This is a genomic window from Bradyrhizobium sp. 197, assembly GCF_023073375.1.
Taxonomy (GTDB): domain Bacteria; phylum Pseudomonadota; class Alphaproteobacteria; order Rhizobiales; family Xanthobacteraceae; genus Bradyrhizobium.
This window is the reverse complement of record NZ_JADPJJ010000079.1, coordinates 163,577-183,537: the sequence shown is the minus strand read 5'-3', so window position 1 is coordinate 183,537 and position 19,961 is coordinate 163,577. Positions and strand designations below refer to the sequence as shown.

Genomic DNA, 19,961 nt, shown 5'->3' with positions numbered 1-19,961 from the left:
AGCCGGGCTAGGTGGATCAAATCACATCCGCGAGCGAATGCCCGTGCAGCTCGATGTTGAGCCCCTGCATGCCCATGTCGTTGAGCTCGCCGCCCATTGCCTTGATGCTTTCCTCGCGGATCAGCGACATCAGCCCGCGGCGTAGCGCCAGGAATTCCGACGACATCATCATCGACTGCTGCCGCGGCCGCTCCAGCGGGATCGGAATCTCCGCCTTGATCGAGCCGGGGCGCGCGGTCATGCAATAGACGCGGTCGGACAGAAAGATCGCCTCGTCGATGTCGTGGGTGACGAACAGCACTGAGATCTTCAGCCGCTGCCACATGTTGGTAAGGATTTGCTGCATGATGACGCGCGTCTGCGCGTCGAGCGCGCCGAAGGGCTCGTCCAGCAGCAGCACCTTTGGTCCCGTCGCGAGCGCGCGGACAATGCCGACACGCTGCTTCATTCCGCCGGAAAGCTTTTCCGGATAATGCTTCTCGAAGGCTTCGAGGCCCGCAAGCCCGAGCAACGTCCGCGCGGCGCGCTCGCGCTGCGAACGCGGCATGCCGCGCATCTTCAGGCCGAACTCGACATTCTCCCGCACGGTTTTCCAGGGAAACAGCGAATATTGCTGGAACACCATGCCGCGCTCGGCGCTGGGGCCGTTCACCTTCTCGCCGTCGACGGTGACGATGCCCGTGGTCGGCTTGAGGAAGCCCGCGACCGCGTTGAGCAGCGTCGACTTTCCACAACCGGAGGGCCCGACGATCGAGACGAACTCGCCAGGCTTCACATGGATCTGGGTGTCGGTGACCGCTTCGACCGGCCCCTCGATGCTATCGTAGCTGAGGGAGAAGTTCCTGACCTCGATATGGCCTTGCGGTGCTTTGACGACGATCTCGCTCATCTTGATCTCCATGGCATTGCCAATTGTCCGGCCCCCCGGATCAACATGCTCGATCCGAGGCCGAGCACGCCGATCGCGATCATGCCGAGTGCGATGTCGGCATACTGGACCAGCGAATAGGCCTCCCAGGTGAAGTAACCGATGCCGTATTGCCCCGAGATCATCTCGGCGGCGATCAGCGACACCCATGCCACGCCCATGCCCACGGTGAGGCCGGTGAAGATGTGCGGGAGCGAGGCCGGAAAATACACATCGCGGACGATCCAGCGCTCCCGCGCGCCGAGACATTGCGCGGCGCGCACCAGCACGGGATCGACCAGCGACATGCCGTGCAGCGTGTTGACCAGGATCGGGAAGAACGATCCGAGGAAGGTGATGTAGACGATGCTTTGCTCGTTGGTCGGCCACAGCATGATCGCCATCGGCACCCAGGCGATCGCCGGGATCGGCCGCAGCACCTCCGCCACGGGGAAGATGATCTCATGGACAAGCTTGAAGCGGCCCATGACCAGACCGAGCGGCACGGCGACGATCGCTGCGAGCGAAAAGCCGAAGAAGATGCGACGGCAGCTCAAGAGCACGTGCAGCAGGAATTTCGGATCGTGGATCGCCTTGGCAAAGCTGGCATAGACCGCGAGCGGCGAGGGCACGTTGGTGAAGCGCACAAAGAACACGACGCGATAGGTCGTGAGCAGGTGCCAGACCAGCAGGAAAGCCAGCAGCGAGATGATGCCGATCGCGGTTGCACGCAGCCCGTCCCGGTTGAGCCGGCACCAACGCAGCGCCAGCGTGCCGAACGAGGGCGGTGCCGTGGGTGGAGTGGTGGCGGGCACGGAAGTCGTTTCCGCGGTTGCACTTGCCGGCATGCTGTCCTCGGGATGTCTGCGGAGGGCGGGACTGCTCACGTCTTGCCTCCGCCGATCGCCACCTTCACGGCATCGTCGAAGCCGAGCACCTTGCCGCCGATCTTGGCGGCATAGGCTTCGGCGTCCTTCTTCAGCAGGAACGGCGCAACCTCGCCATTGCCGACTGCGAAGAAGGCCTGGTCGGCGAACAGCTTGATGCCGCGGGCGGTATCGAAGACGTAGGCGACGTTGATCCTCTTGCCCTTGGCCTTGAAGTCGGCATAGGCGCCGAGCGTGCAGGTGGCCGACGCGAAGGGCAGAATGCCTGAATCGTCGACCCATATCTCGCCGGCCTTGCGCGGATCGGCGATCGGTTTCTTGCAGAAAGCGTCGTCGCCGGCGATCTCGTAATTTTTGGTGCTGGCGAGCTGCGCGTCATAGTCGAGCTTCATCTCGGCATAGGCCCTGCGGATGTAGCTGTCGTCGACCCATTTTTTGGGATCGAACTCCTTCATGCGACCGAGGTTCTGCAGCGCCTTGACGTCGGCGGTGGCGGCATCGATCAGCGCCGGCTTGACGGTGGGATCGGTGGTCATGTTGCCGCCGGGCCCCAGGAAGATGTAGACGACTTCCTTGTTGATGCCGGTCCATTCCTGGATTTTTTCGGCAGCAAGCTTGGGATCGTCGCGCAGCCACTGGTTGGCGGCGATCAGAGCCTTGAAATATGCGACGACGACCTCTGGATATTTCTCCGCGAAGTCGGTGCGGACCACAATGCCGTGGAAGGTCGGCAGATTGGTCTCGACGCCGTCAAAGATCTTTCGCGCAAAGCCGCGGAACGGCAGCAGCTCGGCGAAGGGGACGAAGTCGGCATGAGCGTCGATCTTCTTCTCCTGGAGATTGGTCGAGCCGACCTCCGGGCTCTGGCTGACGAGCTGGAAGAAATCGGAGGTGTAGCCGCGGTCCTGCATCGCCTTCAGCACCATGCCGTGCGCGGCGGAGCCGAACGGCACGCTGACGAGCTTGCCCTTGAGATCGGCGAGATCGTAGTAGGGCGAATCCTTGTGAACGACGATGCCGTTGCCTGAGCCGGACAGGCTGTAGGCGGCGATGCCGATCAGCCGGCTCTTGCTCTCCGGATTGCTGTCGAAGGTGAAGCCGTTCACGATCAGCGGATAGTCGCCCATCATGCCGATCTGGAGCTTGTTCGCCATCATCGCGTTGGTGACGGGTGGGCCGGAGGTGAAGTTCTGCCACTCCAGCTCGAACTTGATGTTGGCGTATTTGCCGTCCTTCGGGAGATATTTTTCGAGGAGATGGAGCTGGCGGATGACGACGCCGGCGGTCACCGTGTTGGTGGTGGTATCCTGCGTTCCGATGCCGAGCGTGACGGTTTCCGCCGAGGCCGGCTGCGCGAGGAGAAGCGCCAGCGACGTCACCGACATCGTGATCGAGTGCGTGGAAAGACGGCGGACCATTCTCATCCTCATTCGGTTGGATGTGCTGTGGTTGCCATGATTGGGTGAGGGCGCCGACAGGGCAAATCCGGAATGTCCGCCGCAGTCGATTAGTTGCCGGGAAAAGCTGATTGCATACTCCTTGAGCAGTCCTGCACTATAAAGCCGCTTGCCTGGGCATCGGCCCTAGTCAGATCCTTGCCCCCGCATCTCTTCCAGCAAGTCGGGCCGACAGACCACGATCTGCGAGCGCTTGATCAGCACGATTCCCTTCTCCTGCATGCGCTTCAGGCTGATCGTGACCCATTGCCTGGTGGCACCGACCATGTGGGCGATATCGGCGTGGGTGAAGGCGGCCGCGATCACCCGGCCGTCGGCGTCCTCGACGCCGTAGAGATCGACGAGATGCAGCAACAGATGCGCAAGGCGCTGCGTGATCGAGCGCGTTCCCAGCATCTGGGCCAGCGCCGAATAGCACTTGCCCTTGAAGGTCAGGCCTTCGATCAGGCCGATTGCGAGGCTCGGGATCTCTACGGCAAGGGACCGCAGCTCCTTTCCGGGCAGATGCACCACGCTGCAATTGCTGGATGCAACGCCGGACCATTGATGCACGGTGCCCTCGAACACTTCGGGCCCGCCGACGAAATTGCCGACATGCCAGTAAGCCAGCGTGATCTCGCGGCCGAGCGGGGAGGTGTAGAACACCCGGATACGGCCGCTCTCGATCAGCCAGATGCCGTCATGCTTGCCGCCCTGGCTGAACAGCGTCTGGCCGCGGTTGAGCACTTTTCGGCGGCCCTGTCTCAGCACCAGCTCCCGCTCGCGCTGGCTGAGCTTGTCCATCAACGGCGGCGGTCCGCCGATCCATTGCTGGTTTTCGGTGAGCAGCAGCGAGGAACTGCCGGCAGGCCGGACTGCCGAGGGACCAGCCCCCCGAACCGCATTCGCCGCCTGCAACATCATCTGCCTCCGGAACGTTGAAACCGTTCTAAAGAGGAGCAATGTCCGTGCCAGATGGGGTGATCGGAAGCGCGTTTGTGGGGAGGCGGTGCCCCTCACTCCGCCGTCATCGCCCGGCGAAGACCGGGCGATCCAGTATTCCAGAGGCGTCAGTGGGATACCGATAGGCCACGGCGTACTGGATTCCCCGCTTGCGCGGGGAATGACAGCGGAGCAAGAGGAACGATCAAGCCGTCCTACCGCCCCGCCAGGCTCAACAGATATGGCTTGGGGTAAATCCCCCGATTGTGCCCATCCGAAAACGAGATGTTCAGCCCATAACCGAGATCGCCGATTTCGGTGATCGCGATGCCCGGAAACCGCTCGGGGAAGCGTCCATCGAAGCGGGCGCGGGTGCAGTGGGCGCATTTGCAGGAGAGGCGGAGAGTTTCCGCGGGCAAGTCCAGCGCGTTGTCCTCTGCGGTGCGGACGCGGAGCGTCGCGAGATCGGCGCTTGCTTCGTAATCTGCCACGGTCGGTGCCACCAAGGTCATGACGTATCTCTAACCTCTCTCTATGTCGTCGTGACGCCACCGCGATAGCAACTAATTGCCCGCGCAAGCGCGGCGCTGTTCTTGGTCGCCTGTACTTCAATCATCGCCCGCGAAATGTGAAACTAATCGACCGGGAATTTCAGTTCGGCGTTGCCCGATTCCCGTCTCTCCGAAACCTTGTGCGCAATCGAGGTCAGGAGAGACAATGAGCGCATTTCAGAAGGAAACGGTTTTGTCGGTCAGGCACTGGACCGATTCCCTGTTCAGCTTCACCGCGACGCGTGATCCCGGCTTCCGCTTTCAGAACGGCCAGTTCGCGATGATCGGGCTGGAAGTCGAGGGCAAGCCGTTGCTGCGGGCCTACAGCATGGCCAGCGCCAATCACGAGGAGGCGCTCGAATTCTTCTCGATCAAGGTGCAGGACGGCCCGTTGACCTCGCGGCTCCAAAAGATCAGGGAAGGCGACATCATCCTGGTCGGCCGTAAGGCGACGGGCACGCTGATCACGGGCAATCTCATTCCCGGCAAGCGCCTGTTGCTGCTCTCGACCGGAACGGGGCTTGCGCCGTTCGCCAGCCTGATCAAGGACCCCGAGGTCTACGAGAACTACGAGACCATCGTGCTCGCCCATGGCTGCCGCCAGGTCTCCGAACTCTCCTATGGCGAGCACCTCGTCGAAGGCCTGCGCGATCACGAGTTTTTCGGGCCGCTGATCCGCGACAAGCTCGTCTACTACCCGACCGTCACCCGCGAGCCGTTCAGGAATCGGGGCCGCATCAGCGACCTGATCGCCTCGAATCAACTCTTCGACGATATCGGGCAGTCGGGTCTCGATATCGAGACCGACCGCGTCATGCTGTGCGGCAGCCCGGCGATGTTGGAGGAACTTCCCGCGATGCTTTCCGCGCGCGGGTTTGTCGAGGGCAATCACAGCCGGCCCGGCCATTTCGTGATCGAAAAAGCCTTCGTCGAGCGCTGATGCGCAAATCGCATCCCGGCGACAACTAATTGCTATCGCCGGACGAGCCACTGAACAAATCTGATGCAAAGGCGCCGGACCTGCCGGTGAACCAGGAGCAAGCGATGGCACTAGATCAGATCGTGGACGGACTTTCGGAGGTTTCCTGCGATGTGCTGGTGATCGGCGGCGGCACCGCCGGCCCGATGGCGGCGCTGAAGGCGAAGCTGAAGAATCCGAAGGCCAATGTCGTCCTGCTCGAAAAGGCCAACGTCAAGCGCTCCGGCGCGATCTCGATGGGCATGGACGGGCTGAACAACGCCGTCATCCCGGGCTACGCGACGCCCGAGCAATACACCAAGGAAATCACCATCGCCAATGACGGCATCGTCGATCAAAAGGCGGTCTATAAATACGCGCAGAACTGTTACAAGATCGTCGAGGAGCTCGACAGTTTCGGCATCCGCTTCCTGAAGAACGAGAACGGCGATTACGCCGTCAAGAAGGTGCATCATATCGGCAGCTATGTTCTGCCGATGCCGAACGGCGAGACCGTGAAGAAGGCGCTCTATCGCCAGCTCCGCCGTGCCCGCATCCTGATCTCCAACCGCTACATGGCGACGCGGCTGCTCAAATCCGCCGACGGCCGTATCGCCGGCGCGATCAGCGTCAACACCCGCACGGCCGAAATCCTGGTGATCAAGGCCAAGTCGGTGATCCTCTGCATGGGCGCAGCCGGTCGCCTCGGTCTTCCGACCTCCGGTTACATGTTCGGCACTTACGAGAACGCCGCCAATTCCGGCGACGGTTATGCGATGGCCTATCATGCCGGCGCCGCGCTCGCGAACCTCGAATGCTACCAGATCAATCCGCTGATCAAGGACTATAACGGCCCGGCCTGCGCCTACGTCGCCGGTCCTTTCGGCGCCTTCACTGCCAACAACGAGGGATCGCGCTTCATCGAATGCGACTACTGGTCGGGGCAGATGATGCTGGAGTTCTACAACGAACTCCTGTCGGGCAAAGGCCCGGTGTTCCTCCAGCTCAAGCATCTGCATCCGAACACGATCGAGGAGATCGAAACCACGCTGCACAAGGTGGAGCGGCCGACGCGCGGCCTGTTCCAACAGGGGCGCGGCATCGACTACCGCAAAGAGTCGATCGAGATGCACATCTCCGAGATCGGTTTTTGCTCGGGTCACAGCGCCTCCGGCGTGTTCGTCGACGACAACGCGCGCACCACTGTGCCCGGCCTTTATGCCGCGGGCGATATGGCGAGCGTGCCGCACAACTACATGCTGGGCGCCTTCACCAACGGGGCGGTCGCCGGCATCGACGCGATGGAGTTTGCCGAGAACCACGACTTTGCGGAGTTCGATGCAGCCGATGTCGCTAGGGAACGCGACCGCGTGATGGCGCCGACCAAGCGCGAGGATGGCATTCCGCCGAACCAGATCGAGTACAAGACCCGGCGCCTGGTCAACGACTATCTCCAGCCGCCAAAAGTCACGCGCAAATACGAGCTCGGAATGCGCCGCCTCGCCGAGGCACGCGAGGACATGCAGGAGCACATGATCGCGCGCAACGCGCATGAACTGCTCCGCGCCCTCGAAGTGCAATCAATCATGGACTGCGCTGACATGGCTGTGCATGCCTCGCTCTACCGCGAGGAAAGTCGCTGGGGCCTCTATCATTGGCGCACGGATTTCCCGGAGAAGGACAACGAGAACTGGTTCTGCCACACGCTGCTGTCCAAGCAGAACGACAAGATGACCAGCGAGAAGCGTGCCGTGGAGCCCTACGTCGTGCCGATCGCCGACGACGAGAAGGATCTCTATGACAAGCAACGCATTCGCGCGACAGCCTGACCCCCCGCACGAGTAACAGGAGACATACGATGCCTCTCGCTTCCTATCAGACATCGGTTCCGGTGGTCGTTGACGACGCCAAATGCATCGCCGACAAGGGCTGCACCGTGTGCGTCGACGTCTGCCCGCTCGACGTGCTGCGCATCAGCGACATGACCGGCAAGGCCTACATGGCCTATGACGAATGCTGGTACTGCATGCCCTGCGAGGCGGATTGCCCGACCGGCGCCGTCACCGTCAACATTCCTTATCTGTTGAGGTGATCATGTCGAGCCCGTTCGAATCCTACGACGACCTCGAAGACGCCGACGAGCGTTTGCAGGCCGCAGATCCCGCCGAGCGCCGCGTCGCGATCATCGCGCTCGGCCATTCCGGCGATCCCGCAGCGGTCGGCCATCTCGCCAGCATGGTCGCCGATCCCGATGCCGGCGTGCGCCAGCAGGTGGCGATGGCGCTCGGCGAGTTCGACGGGCCGGAGGCCGCCAGTGCGCTGGTGAAGCTGCTGGTCGATCCCGAAAGGATCGTCGCCGCCGCCGCGGCCGACAGCATGGCTGAGTTCAAGGATCCAGCCTGCGCCGACATCATCCTGCCGCTGGTCAAGCATGCCCACGCCTTCGTGCGCATGGGCGCGTTGCGTGCGCTCAAGGAGCTGCGTTGCAAGGACACGCTGAAGCCGGCGCTGGAATCGCTCCAGGATACGGACGCCGCCGTGCGCGTGCAGGCGATCGGTGTGATCGGTTTCCTCAAACTGGAGGAATCAATTCCGGCGCTGACCGCGCTGATCAACGATCCCGACGCGCATGTGCGCCGTGCTGCCGTCAGCGCGCTCGCCTTCTCGCAGCTGAAGCCGGCGGCCGAGACGATCACGCGTGCGCTGAAGGATTCGGACTGGATGGTGCGCGAGATGGCGGCGGAGACGCTGGGTCTCAACGTCAACGGTTCGATCGCCGCCGATCAACTGGTCGCTTCGCTCGGCGACGAATTCTGGCAGGTGCGGCTGAAGGCGATCCGCAGTCTTGGCCGAATGAAGATCGAGCGCGCGGTGCGCCCGATCGGCAATTGCGTCAATCACGAGCAAGCAAACTTGCGGAAGGAGGCGGCCGCGGCTCTCGGCGAGATCGCCCATCCCGACGGCGAAGCGTTCCTCGCCGTGATCGCCGATGATGCCGATCCCGACGTGCGCAAGAACGCGCGCTGGGCGCTCCAGCAGATCGCGGCCCGAAAGGCGCGGGCGGGGGCATAGAAGCGCGGCAGGCTGCCGCTCTGGACTTCCCGTCCCAGACGTTTATTGGTCTTCGCCAACATGATCGGCCTCTTCGAGTGCGGCCGATCCGAAAAGAGCGAGGACACGCCCATGACGACATTGACGGTTAAGGACCTTCTCCCCGAGGACGGCACGCGGGGAACGCTTGTCGGCCGCGTCTGGCTGCCGCAGGCGAATGGCCCGGCCGTGATCGCCGTGCGCGGCGACGGTGTCTTCGACGTCACCGCGAAATTCCCGACCATCAGCGCGCTCTGCGAAGAGGACGAGCCGGCCAAGGCGCTTGCCGCGACCAGGGGTGAGCGCATCGGCGATCTCGATGCCATCGTCGCCAACACGGCCCCGGATCAGCGCGATTCGAAAAAGCCGTGGCTGCTCGCGCCAGTCGATCTCCAGACCCTGAAGGCGGCCGGCGTCACCTTCGCCATCTCGATGCTGGAGCGCGTGATCGAGGAGCGGGCGAAAGGCAATCCGGCCTCGGCGGAAGCGATCCGCAAAGAAGTGACGCGGCTGATCGGCGATGATCTGTCAAAACTCAAGCCGGGCTCGGATCAGGCGATACACCTGAAGCAGGTGCTGATCGACCAGAACGCCTGGAGCCAATACCTCGAAGTCGGCATCGGCCCCGATGCAGAGGTTTTCACCAAGGCGCCGACCTTGTCCTCGGTTGGCACCGGCATGGATGCCGGGCTGCATCCGAAATCGACCTGGAACAATCCGGAGCCGGAGCTGGTGCTGTTCGTCTCCAGCCGCGGCAAGATCGTCGGCGGCGCGCTCGGCAACGACGTCAATCTGCGCGACTTCGAGGGCCGCTCGGCGCTGCTGTTGTCTAAGGCCAAGGACAACAACGCCTCCTGCGCGATCGGCCCGCTGCTGCGTCTGTTCGACGACAGTTTTTCGCTCGACGACGCGCGCAAGCTGGAGATCAGCCTGAACGTGAAAGGGGCGGACGGTTTTGTCCTCGATGGCCACTCCTCGATCAGCATGATCAGCCGCGATCCCACCGACCTGGTCGAGCAAACGATCGGCAAGGTGCATCAATACCCTGACGGCTTCGTACTGTTCCTCGGCACGATGTTCGCGCCGGTCAAGGATCGCGATGCTCCGGGGCAGGGGTTCACCCACAAGCGCGATGACATCGTCACGATCTCGGCGCCCCAGCTCGGCAAGCTCGTCAACCGCATGCGGACCAGCGACGAGTGCGAGCCCTGGACCTTTGGCATCGGTGCGCTGATGACGAATCTGGCGCAGCGGAAGCTGATCTAGCGCCGGCTTCGCTTCGCTTCATCTCACTTGCGGGGCCTCATGGTTCGAGACGCGCCGCAAGCGGCGCCTCACCATGAGGTTCAGGATTTAGCTGCCAACATGAACCTTATCCTGAGGAGCCCGCAAAAAGCGGGCGTCTCGAAGGATGGGCCGCATACAATCTTTTCATCTTCCCGTTGCATCCGCGGAACAAAATCGCGCTGGGCGTGTCATACGATGGCCCTCCCCGCCGACTGCCGTGTTCAGCGCAAATAGTCAGATAATATGACTAGTCGGAACCAAACTTCCGTGAAATAGTCCCTCCCGCCGCCTCCAAGGGCGGCCTGTGGGTGCCATGCTACCAATCAGCGCCCCGGATAACATTTTGGGAGACACGCCTGATGACCCTCAAAGCCCTCTTTGCGGCCAGTGCCACGAGCGCCTTGCTGCTCGCTTTGCCGGCCAACGCCGCCGAACTCACCATCGGCTTCTCGCAGATCGGATCGGAATCCGGCTGGCGCGCGGCCGAGACGTCGGTCTCCAAGCAGGAGGCTACCAAGCGCAAGGTCAATCTCAAGATCGCCGACGCGCAGCAGAAGCAGGAGAACCAGATCAAGGCGATCCGCTCCTTCATCGCGCAGAACGTCGATGCGATCTTCCTCGCGCCTGTCGTCTCGACCGGCTGGGACTCGGTGCTGAAGGAAGCGAAGGAGGCCAAGATCCCGGTCGTGCTGCTCGACCGCGACATCGATCCCTCCGGCAAGGAGCTCTATCTCACCGCCGTGACCTCCGACAGCGTGCACGAAGGCGAGGTCGCCGGCGACTGGCTGGCGAAGACCGTGGGGGCCAAGGCCTGCAACATCGTCGAATTGCAGGGCACCGTCGGCGCCAGCGTGGCCGCCAATCGCAAGAAGGGTTTTGACACCGCCATCGCCAAGCATGCGAACCTGAAGGTGGTGCGCAGCCAGACCGGTGACTTCACCCGCGCCAAGGGCAAGGAAGTGATGGAAAGCTTCATCAAGGCCGAAGGCGGCGGCAAGTCGATCTGCGCGGTCTATGCGCACAACGACGACATGATGGTCGGCGCCATCCAGGCGATGAAGGAAGCGGGCCTCAAGCCCGGCAAGGACATCCTCACCGTCTCGATCGACGCGGTCCCCGACATCTTCAAGGCGATGGTCGCAGGCGAAGCCAATGCCACGGTCGAGCTGACGCCGAACATGGCGGGTCCCGCCCTCGATGCCATCGCGGCGTTCAAGGACAGGGGCACGGTTCCGCCGAAATGGATCCAGACCGACTCGAAGCTCTACACGCCCACCGACGATCCGCAGAAGATCTACGACAGCAAGAAGGGCCTCGGTTACTGAGGCGAGTGCGTCGCCGGACGGCCGTGTTTCGGCAGTCCGGCGGCCCCCTTCGAAACTGCTGCGCGAACGGATGGGCCGGGTGTCCGCATCATCAGCGGGCGCCGGTGGGAGTGACGTCACGATGGAGAACAGCTCGGATCCTGCTGCGTTCCTGCTGGAAGTGCGCGGGATCAGCAAAAGTTTTGGTGCTGTGCATGCGTTGCAGGAGGTCGACTTCACGCTCCGCGCCGGCGAGATCCATGCGCTGCTCGGCGAGAATGGCGCCGGCAAATCCACGCTGATCAAGGTGATCACCGGCGTGTTCCCGCGCGATGGCGGCATTGTCATGATCCGTGGCGAAGAGGTCGCGCCGCGTTCGGCCAAGGCCGCAGTTCAGGCCGGCATTGCCACCGTCTACCAGGAGGTCAACTTGCTGCCGAACCTCTCGGTGGCGCAGAACCTGTTCCTCGATCGTCAGCCGATGCGCTTTGGCGTCGTGCGCGAAGGCGAGATGCGACGCCGCGCGAAGACATTGCTCGCGGATTTCGGTCTCGATATCGATGTATCGGCGCCGCTCGGCAGTTATTCCGTCGCCGTGCAGCACGTCACCGCGATCGCGCGCGCCGTCGATCTCTCGGCGCGCGTGCTGATCCTGGACGAGCCGACCGCGAGCCTCGACCGCCACGAGGTCGAGATCCTCTTTCGCATCATGCGCCAGCTCGCCAGGCGCGGTATCGGGATCGTTTTCGTCAGCCATTTCCTCGACCAGGTCTACGAGATATCCGATCGCATCACAGTCTTGCGCAACGGCCGCCTGGTCGGCGAGCGCGAGACCGCCTCGCTGCCGCGGCTCGAATTGATCCTGATGATGCTCGGCCGCGAGCTGGCCGAGACTACCAGCGCGCGGGCATCGGCAGGCGCACAGAAGACGCGTGAAGTCTGCGCCAGCTTCGAGAGCTACGGCAAGGCCGGCTATATCGCGCCGTTCAATCTCGAGCTGCGCCACGGCGAGGTCGTCGGCCTCGCCGGCCTGCTCGGCTCGGGCCGGACCGAGACGGCGCGGCTGGTGTTCGGCGCCGAGCGCGCCGATCGCGGGCAGGCGAGGGTGGAAGGCGCGCCTGTCCGGCTTCAGTCGCCGCGCGACGGCGTGCGCCATGGCTTTGGCTATTGCCCGGAGGAGCGCAAGACCGACGGCATCGTCGCCGAGCTTACCGTGCGCGAGAACATCGTGCTCGCGCTCCAGGCCAAGCGCGGTCTGCATCGGCCGCTGTCGCGACGCGAGCAGGACGAGATCGCAAACCGTTACGTTAAGATGCTCGACATCCGCCCGCCCGATCCGGAGCGTCCCGTCGGCCTGTTGTCCGGCGGCAATCAGCAAAAGGTGCTGCTGGCTCGCTGGCTTGCGACCTCGCCACGGCTGCTCGTGCTGGACGAGCCGACCCGCGGCATCGACGTCGGCGCGCACGCCGAGATCATTCGCCTGATACGCGAGCTCTGCGACGACGGGCTTGCGCTGCTGGTGATCTCCTCCGAGCTCGACGAGATCGTGACCTATTCCGATCGTGTGATGGTGCTGCGCGATCGCGCCCATGTCGAGGAGCTCGCCGGCGAGGCCATCGACGTCGGCAGCATTCTCGCCGCCATCGCCGCCGATGGCGGCAGTGTCGCGCATGAGGGCCGGGCATGACAGCGCTATTGCCGCGCCGCGGCCTTGCCCAGATCCTTGCGTTAATCGTTATCCTGGCGGTCGATCGTGTGGTGTCGCCGCAATTCTTCGACCTGCGTCTCCAGGACGGCCGTCTCTTCGGCAGCCTGATCGACGTGCTCAACCGCGGCACGCCGGTGGCGCTGCTCTCGCTCGGCATGGTGCTGGTGATCGCGACGCGCGGCATCGATCTGTCAGTCGGCGCGATCATGGCTATCTCGGGCGCAATCGCGGCGAGCCTCGCCGACAGCCACAGTCTGGCCGTGCTGCTGGCAGGCGCGCTCGGCGCGGGCTTGATCTGCGGCTTGTGGAACGGATTTCTCGTCGCGGTGCTTGGCATGCAGCCGATCGTCGCGACGTTGATCCTGATGGTGGCGGGACGCGGCATCGCGCAGCTCATCACCGAGGGTCGCATCGTGACCTTCTCCTCGCCCGATCTGGTCTGGCTCGGTAACGGCGCCATTCTCGGCGTGCCGGTGCCAGTCGCGATCGCGTTGGGCATGCTGATCCTCACCGGCGCGGTGGTGCGCGGCTCGGCGCTCGGACTGCTGATCGAGGCCACCGGCGGCAATGCGCGGGCGAGCGAACTCGCTGGCGTCGGCACGCGCGCCATGATTTTGGCGGTCTATGTCTGGTGCGGTGTCTGTGCTGCGCTCGCCGGCGTGATCGCGGCTGCCGACATCATGGGCGCCGATGCCAACAATGCCGGCCTCTGGCTCGAGCTCGACGCGATCCTGGCCGTCGTGATCGGTGGGACCTCGCTGTTCGGCGGCCGCTTCAGCCTAATTCTTGCTGTGTTAGGTGCGCTGATCATCCAGACCATGAACACCGGCATTTTGCTATCGGGATATCCGCCGGAGTTCAATTTGCTGGTCAAGGCGGTGGTGGTGATCGCCGTGCTGCTGCTGCAATCACCGAAACTGTCCGGCGTTGCCGGTGTCGTGGCGCGGCTGCGGAGGGCCAAAGCTTGAAAGGCCTGCCGCCCGTCCTCATCACCGCCATCGTGCTCGTCGCGGGATTCGCGCTCTGCGCGGTGCAATTCCCCAACATCGCCTCGACCCGTGTGGTCGGCAATCTCCTCACCGATAACGCCTTCCTCGGCATCGTCGCGACCGGCATGACCTTCGTCATCATCTCCGGCGGCATCGATCTCTCGGTCGGCTCGGTGATCGGCTTTACCACTGTGTTCGTCGCGCTGGCGATCGAGCGCTGGGGCATTCCGCCCCTGATCGCCTTCGTCGCCATCCTCGCGCTTTCGGGAGCCTTTGGTGCGGCGATGGGCGCGATGATCCACGTCTTCGATCTGCCGCCTTTCATCGTGACGCTCGCCGGCATGTTCCTGGCCCGTGGCGCCAGCTTCCTGCTCTCGACGGAATCGGTGCCGATCACCGCGCCGGTCTATTCCACCGTGTCGGACTTCGCACTGCGGCTACCCGGCGGCGGGCGGCTGACCGCGGTCGCGATCATCATGCTTACGATCGTGATCGGCGGCGCATTGCTGCTGCGTCTTACCCGGTTCGGCGCCAACGTCTATGCGCTCGGCGGCAGCCGGCAGGCCGCGAGCCTGATGGGCGTTGCCGTCGGCAGGATGACGGTGAAGATCTACATGCTGTCGAGCCTGCTGGCAGGCATCGCGGGCATCGTCTTCTCCTTCTACACCAGCGCGGGATACTCGCTCTCCGCCGTCGGCGTCGAGCTCGACAGCATTGCGGCGGTCGTGATCGGCGGCACGCTGCTCACCGGCGGGCAGGGCTCTGTGATCGGCACCTTCCTCGGTGTGCTGATCCAGGGCATGATCCAGACCTACATCAATTTCGACGGGACGCTGTCGAGCTGGTGGACCAAGATCGCGACCGGCGTGCTGCTGTTCGCCTTCATCGCCTTGCAACAGGGGCTGGTCGCGCTCGCGCGGCGGCCGGTGACGAAGCGCGCGGGAGCCGTCCCATGACCTCGCGCATCGTCGTCATCCCGACGCGCCGGGCGCACTCCAATCACGCGGAGGTGGCGCGCTCGATCGGCGTCGACATCATCGCCGGGCGTTACGCGGAGGGGACAAGGCTTCCGGGCGATGCCGAGATGATCGCGATGTTCGGCGTGTCGCGGCCGGTGCTGCGCGAGAGCGTGAAGACGCTGGTCGCCAAGGGCCTGCTCACCACCAAGGCGAGGGTCGGCACCGTCGTGCGCGAGCGCGTCGCCTGGAACATGTTCGACGCCGACGTGCTGGCCTGGCATCTGGACGCCGGCATCGACAAGCGCTTCCTCAACGACCTCGCCGAGATCCGTCTTGCGGTCGAGCCGCGCGCGGCCGTGCTGGCAGCGGCGCAGCGGTCGGAGCAGGACTTGGCCGAGCTGCGTCGCTGCATGGAGCGGATGCGGGATGAGGCTTCCGATTCCGTCGGCTTTGCTGATGCCGACCTCGCGCTTCATGTCGCCGTGGCGCGTGCGTCCGGTAATCTGTTCATGCGCTCGATCGGGCACGTCATCGAGGCCGCCTTGCGCGCCTCGTTCCTGCTCAGCGCACCTGTCGAACCCGAGGACCGCGACACCGTGCTGCTCTGGCATCAGAAGATCGTCGATGCCATCGCGTCGGGTGATGCCGCGACTGCGTCGGAGGCGATGGTCTACGTCATTCACAACGGCATGCGCCGCCATGAGGGTACAGTGACCGAGACTGTACCGGCCGAGGCGCTGCCGTCCGCGGACACTGGAGAGAGATCGTGACTGAACTTCGCATCGCCATCGTCGGCTTCGGCAAGATCGCGCGGGACCAGCATGTCGGCGCGATCGCCGCGGTGCCGGGTGCGACGCTCGCGGCCGTTGCCAGCCGCAACGCCTCGCTGCCGGGGCTGCCGCACTTTGCCACCATCGAGGAATTGCTGGAGAGGGGGCCGCCGATCGATGCGGTGTCGCTGTGCACGCCGCCGCAGGTGCGCCGCACCCAGGCTGCCTTGGCACTCGCCGCCGGCAAGCATGTCATGCTGGAGAAGCCGCCCGGCACCGGCGTTGCCGAGCTCGATCCCTTGATCGCGATGGCGGCGGATGCGAGGCGCACGCTGTTTGCGACCTGGCATTCGCGCCATGCACCGGCCGTCGAGCCGGCGCGGCAATGGCTCGCCGCGCGGCGGATCACCTCCGTGCACATCAACTGGAAAGAGGACGTCCGCGTCTGGCATCCCGGGCAGATCTGGATCTGGGAGCCCGGCGGACTCGGGGTGTTCGATCCCGGCATCAATGCGCTGTCGATCCTGACCAGGATCCTGCCGAAGCCGGTGTTCGTCACCGCGGCCGAGCTCGCCTTCCCCGCCAATCGCCAGGCGCCGATCGCCGCGAACCTGACGCTGGCCGATATTGATGGCCTGCGAGTTACCGCCGAGTTCGATTTCCGCCAGACCGGGCCGCAGAGCTGGGATATCCTCGTCGAAACCGACCAGGGCCGGATGACGCTATCCCGCGGCGGCCGGATCATGGCGATCGACGGCAAGACCGTTGCCGAGGCGCCCGATGAGGAATATCGGGAGCTGTACCGGCGCTTCGTCACGCTTGCCGCAACAGGTGCCCGCGACGTCGATCTGGCGCCGCTTCGTCTCGTCGCCGATGCCTTCCTGCTCGGCAGGCGCAATATCGTCGAACCATTTGTGGATTAGACATGGCTGGCGCAAAAATAGAAAAAGACGTCTTCGGAACACTGCCGGACGGCCGCAGCGTGGAGCGCATCGTGCTGCGCGGGGAGAGTGGGTTCGAAGCGCGCATCATCACCCACGGCGCGGTGATTCAGGCTCTGATCGCGCCGGACGCGAGGGGCGGCTATGACGACGTCGTGCTGGGTCACGATGCGTTCGCCGGCTATCTCGCCGAGCGGAAGTTTTTTGGCGCCACCGTGGGCCGCTACGCCAACCGTATCGCCAACGGACAATTTTCGCTGGACGGCGAGACGGTGCAGCTTCCCGTCAACAACGGTCCGAACGCGTTGCATGGCGGCCTCGACGGATTCGACCGCAAGCTCTGGGAGATTGCGGAGATCGACGACGGCTCCGAGCCGGCGGTGACGCTGACCTACACGAGCCCGCATGGCGAGGAAAACTATCCCGGCCGACTCGACGTCCGCCTGACCTATCGCGTCACCGGCCCGAGCGAGCTGTCGCTCACCATGGAGGCGCGGACCGACCGGCCGACCATCGTCAACCTGACCAATCACAGCTTCTTCAATCTGGAAGGCGCGACGTCAGGCACACCCGTTCTCGATCACAAGCTGACGGTCGCCGCCGAACATTTCCTGGCGATCGATCCCACCGCCATTCCGCTTCCTGAGCCGCCGCGCAGCGTTGCCGGCACACCGTTCGACTTCCGCGGCGCCCAGGCCGTCGGCGCGCGCATCCGCGAGAGCGATCGGCAATTACGGAACGGCAAGGGCTACGACCATACCTACTGTCTTGGCCGTGACGGCAAGCTTGCGCTCGCGGCGCGGCTGGAGGCGCCGCGCTCGGGGCGGATCATGGAGCTGCTCACCGATCAGCCCGGTCTTCAGGTCTATTCCGGCAACTATCTCGACGGCACGATCTCGGGCAAGGGCGGCAAGCTGTATCGCCAGTCGGACGCGATGTGCCTGGAGCCGCATATGTGGCCCAATTCACCAAACCGGCCGGATTTTCCAAGCCCGCGCCTTGCGCCCGGTGAGGTCTATCGCCATCACACAGTCTATCGCTTTGCGGTGAGGTCGCCATGATGGAGCAGGTGCCGACGTCTGTCCTCTCGGACGATCCCTGCCATCTCGGCGAGGGACCGACCTATGACGCGACCACCGACACGGCCTGGTGGTTCGACATCCGCGAGGGGCGGCTGTTCGAGGCGCAGCTCGGCCGTGGCAGCATTCGCGTCCATGCGCTCGGCCGGATGGCGAGCGCGCTCGGGCGCATCGATGCCGAGCGCCAGCTGATCGTTGCGGAAGATGGACTCTACATCCGCAAGCTCGCCGACGGTGCGATGGCGCTGCTCTGCCCGCTCGAAGCCGACAATCCCGCGACGCGCTCCAATGATTGCCGCGTGCACCAATCCGGCACGTTCTGGATCGGCACCATGGGCCGCAAGGCCGAGCGAGGGGCTGGCGCGATCTATGCGTTCCATCGCGGCAAGATCTCGACGCTGTTTCCCGGTATCAGCATTCCCAACTCGATCTGTTTCTCGCCCGATGGCGCCACAGGCTACTTCACCGACACCGCACGCGCCGTGCTCTATTCCGTGCCGCTCAATCCCGCGACCGGCTTGCCGCGCGGCGAGCCCGAGGTGCTGCTGCGCCATAGCGGCATCGGCGGCCTCGACGGCTCGGTGTGCGACGCAGATGGCCAGATCTGGAACGCGTGCTGGGGCGCAAGCCGCATCGATGTCTACTCGCCGCAGGGCGAGCGCCTGCGCTCAATCAGCGTGCCGGCCAAGCAGGCAAGCTGCCCCGCTTTCGTCGGCCCTGATTTATCGCGCATTCTCGTCACCTCGGCGTGGCAGGACATGGACGCGGCGGCGCGCGCCGCCGATCCGCAGGCGGGCTGCACCTTTCTGTTGGAGGCCTCCGCGCATGGTCGCGCGGAGCCGGACGTCAAGCTCGCATAGGAGGCCCGAAGCAGCTCATCGCCACGTTCTCGACGAAGCCAAGAAACAGTCTGACACCATAAGGGAGTGAAACATGCTGAAACTGAAGACGACATTCCTCGCGCTGGCGCTGGCCGGCGCTGCGACGATGGCCGCGGACGTCACCGCCTCAGCCCAGGACAAAGCAACGGTCGGCATCGCCATGCCGACCAAATCGTCGGCGCGCTGGATCGACGACGGCAACAACATGGTCAGGGTGCTGAAGGAACGCGGCTACAACACCGACCTGCAATATGCCGAGGACGACATTCCGAACCAGCTCTCGCAGGTCGAGAACATGGTGACCAAGGGCGCGAAAGCGCTGGTGATCGCCGCGATCGACGGCACCACGCTCTCCGACGTGCTCAAGCAGGCCAAGGCCAAGGGCATCACCGTGATCGCCTATGACCGCCTGATCCGCGGCACGCCGAACGTCGACTATTACGCGACCTTCGACAATTTCCAGGTCGGCGTGCTTCAGGCCGAGTCGATCGTGCAGGGCCTCGGCCTCAAGGATGGCAAGGGTCCGTTCAACATCGAGCTGTTCGGCGGCTCGCCCGACGACAACAATGCCTACTTCTTCTACAACGGCGCGATGAGCGTGCTGAAGCCGTACATCGACAGCGGCAAGCTCGTCGTGGCTTCGGGCCAGATGGGCATGGACAAGGTCGCGACCTTGCGCTGGGACGGCGCCACCGCGCAGGCTCGCATGGACAATCTGCTCAGCGCCTACTACGGCAACAAGAAGGTCAACGCGGTGTTGTCGCCCTATGACGGCCTGTCGATCGGCATCATCTCCTCGCTGAAGGGCGTCGGTTATGGCAGCGCCGGCCAGCCGATGCCTGTCATCTCGGGCCAGGATGCCGAGGTGCCCTCGATCAAGGCGATGCTGCGCGGCGACCAGTATTCGACCATCTTCAAGGACACCCGCGATCTCGCCAAGGTGACCGCCGACATGGTCGACGCCGCGCTTGCCGGCAAGCAGGTCACCGTCAACGACACCAAGACCTACGAGAACGGCGCCAAGACCGTGCCGTCCTACCTGCTCAAGCCGGTCGTGGTCTATAAGGACAATTGGGAGAAGGTCCTGATCGACAGCGGCTACTACAAGAAGTCACAATTCCAGTAAGACTTTTCTCCTTCGCCCTCGCCCCGCTCTCGCGGGGAGAGGGCGGGGTGAGGGGCCATCTCCCTACGGGCAGTGATTGCTATGCACTCCGTCATTGCGAGCGCAGCGAAGCAATCCAGTCTTCCGCCGCGGAGAGAGTCTGGATT

At 64.0% G+C, this 19,961-nt stretch carries 19 protein-coding genes; 14 read left to right on the top strand and 5 right to left on the bottom strand.

Features of this window, described 5'->3' with window-relative positions; all coding sequences use genetic code 11:
* Positions 1-16: 16 nt before the first annotated feature.
* The 5 genes from IVB27_RS19580 to IVB27_RS19560 form a co-directional block, all read right to left on the bottom strand.
* Positions 17-889, bottom strand: a complete 873-nt coding sequence (locus IVB27_RS19580; protein WP_247350070.1) for an ABC transporter ATP-binding protein — start codon at positions 887-889, stop codon at positions 17-19.
* Complete coding sequence (locus tag IVB27_RS19575) at positions 886-1,794, bottom strand: ABC transporter permease (RefSeq protein WP_524536493.1); 909 nt, start codon at positions 1,792-1,794, stop codon at positions 886-888. The genes IVB27_RS19580 and IVB27_RS19575 overlap by 4 nt, the downstream gene beginning before the upstream one ends.
* Positions 1,791-3,212, bottom strand: coding sequence for an ABC transporter substrate-binding protein (locus IVB27_RS19570; RefSeq protein WP_247444959.1), 1,422 nt, complete (start codon positions 3,210-3,212; stop codon positions 1,791-1,793). The genes IVB27_RS19575 and IVB27_RS19570 overlap by 4 nt, the downstream gene beginning before the upstream one ends.
* Before the next feature lie 165 nt (positions 3,213-3,377).
* The gene (locus IVB27_RS19565) at positions 3,378-4,154 is read right to left on the bottom strand and encodes a Crp/Fnr family transcriptional regulator (RefSeq protein WP_247444958.1); all 777 of its coding nucleotides are present in this window, start codon (positions 4,152-4,154) and stop codon (positions 3,378-3,380) included.
* A gap of 233 nt (positions 4,155-4,387) precedes the next feature.
* Positions 4,388-4,684, bottom strand: a complete 297-nt coding sequence (locus tag IVB27_RS19560; protein WP_247350077.1) for a gamma-butyrobetaine hydroxylase-like domain-containing protein — start codon at positions 4,682-4,684, stop codon at positions 4,388-4,390.
* 205 nt (positions 4,685-4,889) lie between these two features.
* On the opposite strand from IVB27_RS19560, the gene IVB27_RS19555 reads away from it, so the two are divergent.
* The 14 genes from IVB27_RS19555 to chvE all read left to right on the top strand — a co-directional run bounded on the left by IVB27_RS19555 (position 4,890) and on the right by chvE (position 19,815).
* Positions 4,890-5,663: a ferredoxin--NADP reductase gene (locus tag IVB27_RS19555; RefSeq protein ID WP_247444957.1), complete on the top strand. Its 774-nt coding sequence runs from the start codon at positions 4,890-4,892 to the stop codon at positions 5,661-5,663.
* A gap of 104 nt (positions 5,664-5,767) precedes the next feature.
* Positions 5,768-7,510, top strand: a complete 1,743-nt coding sequence (locus IVB27_RS19550) for a fumarate reductase/succinate dehydrogenase flavoprotein subunit (protein ID WP_247350080.1) — start codon at positions 5,768-5,770, stop codon at positions 7,508-7,510.
* Between the two features lie 29 nt (positions 7,511-7,539).
* Positions 7,540-7,773: a 4Fe-4S dicluster domain-containing protein gene (locus IVB27_RS19545; RefSeq protein ID WP_008141081.1), complete on the top strand. Its 234-nt coding sequence runs from the start codon at positions 7,540-7,542 to the stop codon at positions 7,771-7,773.
* Positions 7,774-7,775: 2 nt separating this feature from the next.
* Complete coding sequence (locus tag IVB27_RS19540; RefSeq protein WP_247444956.1) at positions 7,776-8,753, top strand: HEAT repeat domain-containing protein; 978 nt, start codon at positions 7,776-7,778, stop codon at positions 8,751-8,753.
* Between the two features lie 111 nt (positions 8,754-8,864).
* The gene (locus IVB27_RS19535) at positions 8,865-10,037 is read left to right on the top strand and encodes a fumarylacetoacetate hydrolase family protein (protein WP_247444955.1); all 1,173 of its coding nucleotides are present in this window, start codon (positions 8,865-8,867) and stop codon (positions 10,035-10,037) included.
* 380 nt (positions 10,038-10,417) lie between these two features.
* Positions 10,418-11,383, top strand: coding sequence for a galactofuranose ABC transporter, galactofuranose-binding protein YtfQ (gene ytfQ, locus IVB27_RS19530; RefSeq protein WP_247444954.1), 966 nt, complete (start codon positions 10,418-10,420; stop codon positions 11,381-11,383).
* Between the two features lie 121 nt (positions 11,384-11,504).
* Entirely contained in the window at positions 11,505-13,049 is a 1,545-nt protein-coding gene (locus tag IVB27_RS19525) for a sugar ABC transporter ATP-binding protein (protein ID WP_247444952.1), read from the top strand.
* Positions 13,046-14,038, top strand: a complete 993-nt coding sequence (locus tag IVB27_RS19520) for an ABC transporter permease (protein WP_247444950.1) — start codon at positions 13,046-13,048, stop codon at positions 14,036-14,038. The genes IVB27_RS19525 and IVB27_RS19520 overlap by 4 nt, the downstream gene beginning before the upstream one ends.
* Complete coding sequence (gene yjfF / locus IVB27_RS19515) at positions 14,035-15,015, top strand: galactofuranose ABC transporter, permease protein YjfF (RefSeq protein ID WP_247444949.1); 981 nt, start codon at positions 14,035-14,037, stop codon at positions 15,013-15,015. Before IVB27_RS19520 ends, yjfF begins: the two co-directional genes overlap by 4 nt.
* Positions 15,012-15,788: a FadR/GntR family transcriptional regulator gene (locus IVB27_RS19510; RefSeq protein WP_247444948.1), complete on the top strand. Its 777-nt coding sequence runs from the start codon at positions 15,012-15,014 to the stop codon at positions 15,786-15,788. Before yjfF ends, IVB27_RS19510 begins: the two co-directional genes overlap by 4 nt.
* Positions 15,785-16,711, top strand: a complete 927-nt coding sequence (locus IVB27_RS19505) for a Gfo/Idh/MocA family protein (protein ID WP_247444947.1) — start codon at positions 15,785-15,787, stop codon at positions 16,709-16,711. The genes IVB27_RS19510 and IVB27_RS19505 overlap by 4 nt, the downstream gene beginning before the upstream one ends.
* A gap of 2 nt (positions 16,712-16,713) precedes the next feature.
* Positions 16,714-17,790 carry an aldose epimerase family protein gene (locus IVB27_RS19500; RefSeq protein WP_247444946.1) on the top strand — a complete coding sequence of 359 codons (1,077 nt, stop codon included), beginning with the start codon at positions 16,714-16,716 and terminating at the stop codon, positions 17,788-17,790.
* On the top strand, positions 17,790-18,668 hold the full coding sequence (locus IVB27_RS19495) for an SMP-30/gluconolactonase/LRE family protein (protein WP_247445013.1): 879 nt from the start codon (positions 17,790-17,792) through the stop codon (positions 18,666-18,668). The genes IVB27_RS19500 and IVB27_RS19495 overlap by 1 nt, the downstream gene beginning before the upstream one ends.
* Before the next feature lie 73 nt (positions 18,669-18,741).
* A complete protein-coding gene (gene chvE, locus IVB27_RS19490) occupies positions 18,742-19,815 on the top strand; it encodes a multiple monosaccharide ABC transporter substrate-binding protein (protein WP_247444945.1) in 1,074 nt (357 codons plus the stop codon).
* The last annotated feature ends 146 nt before the right edge of the window (positions 19,816-19,961 follow it).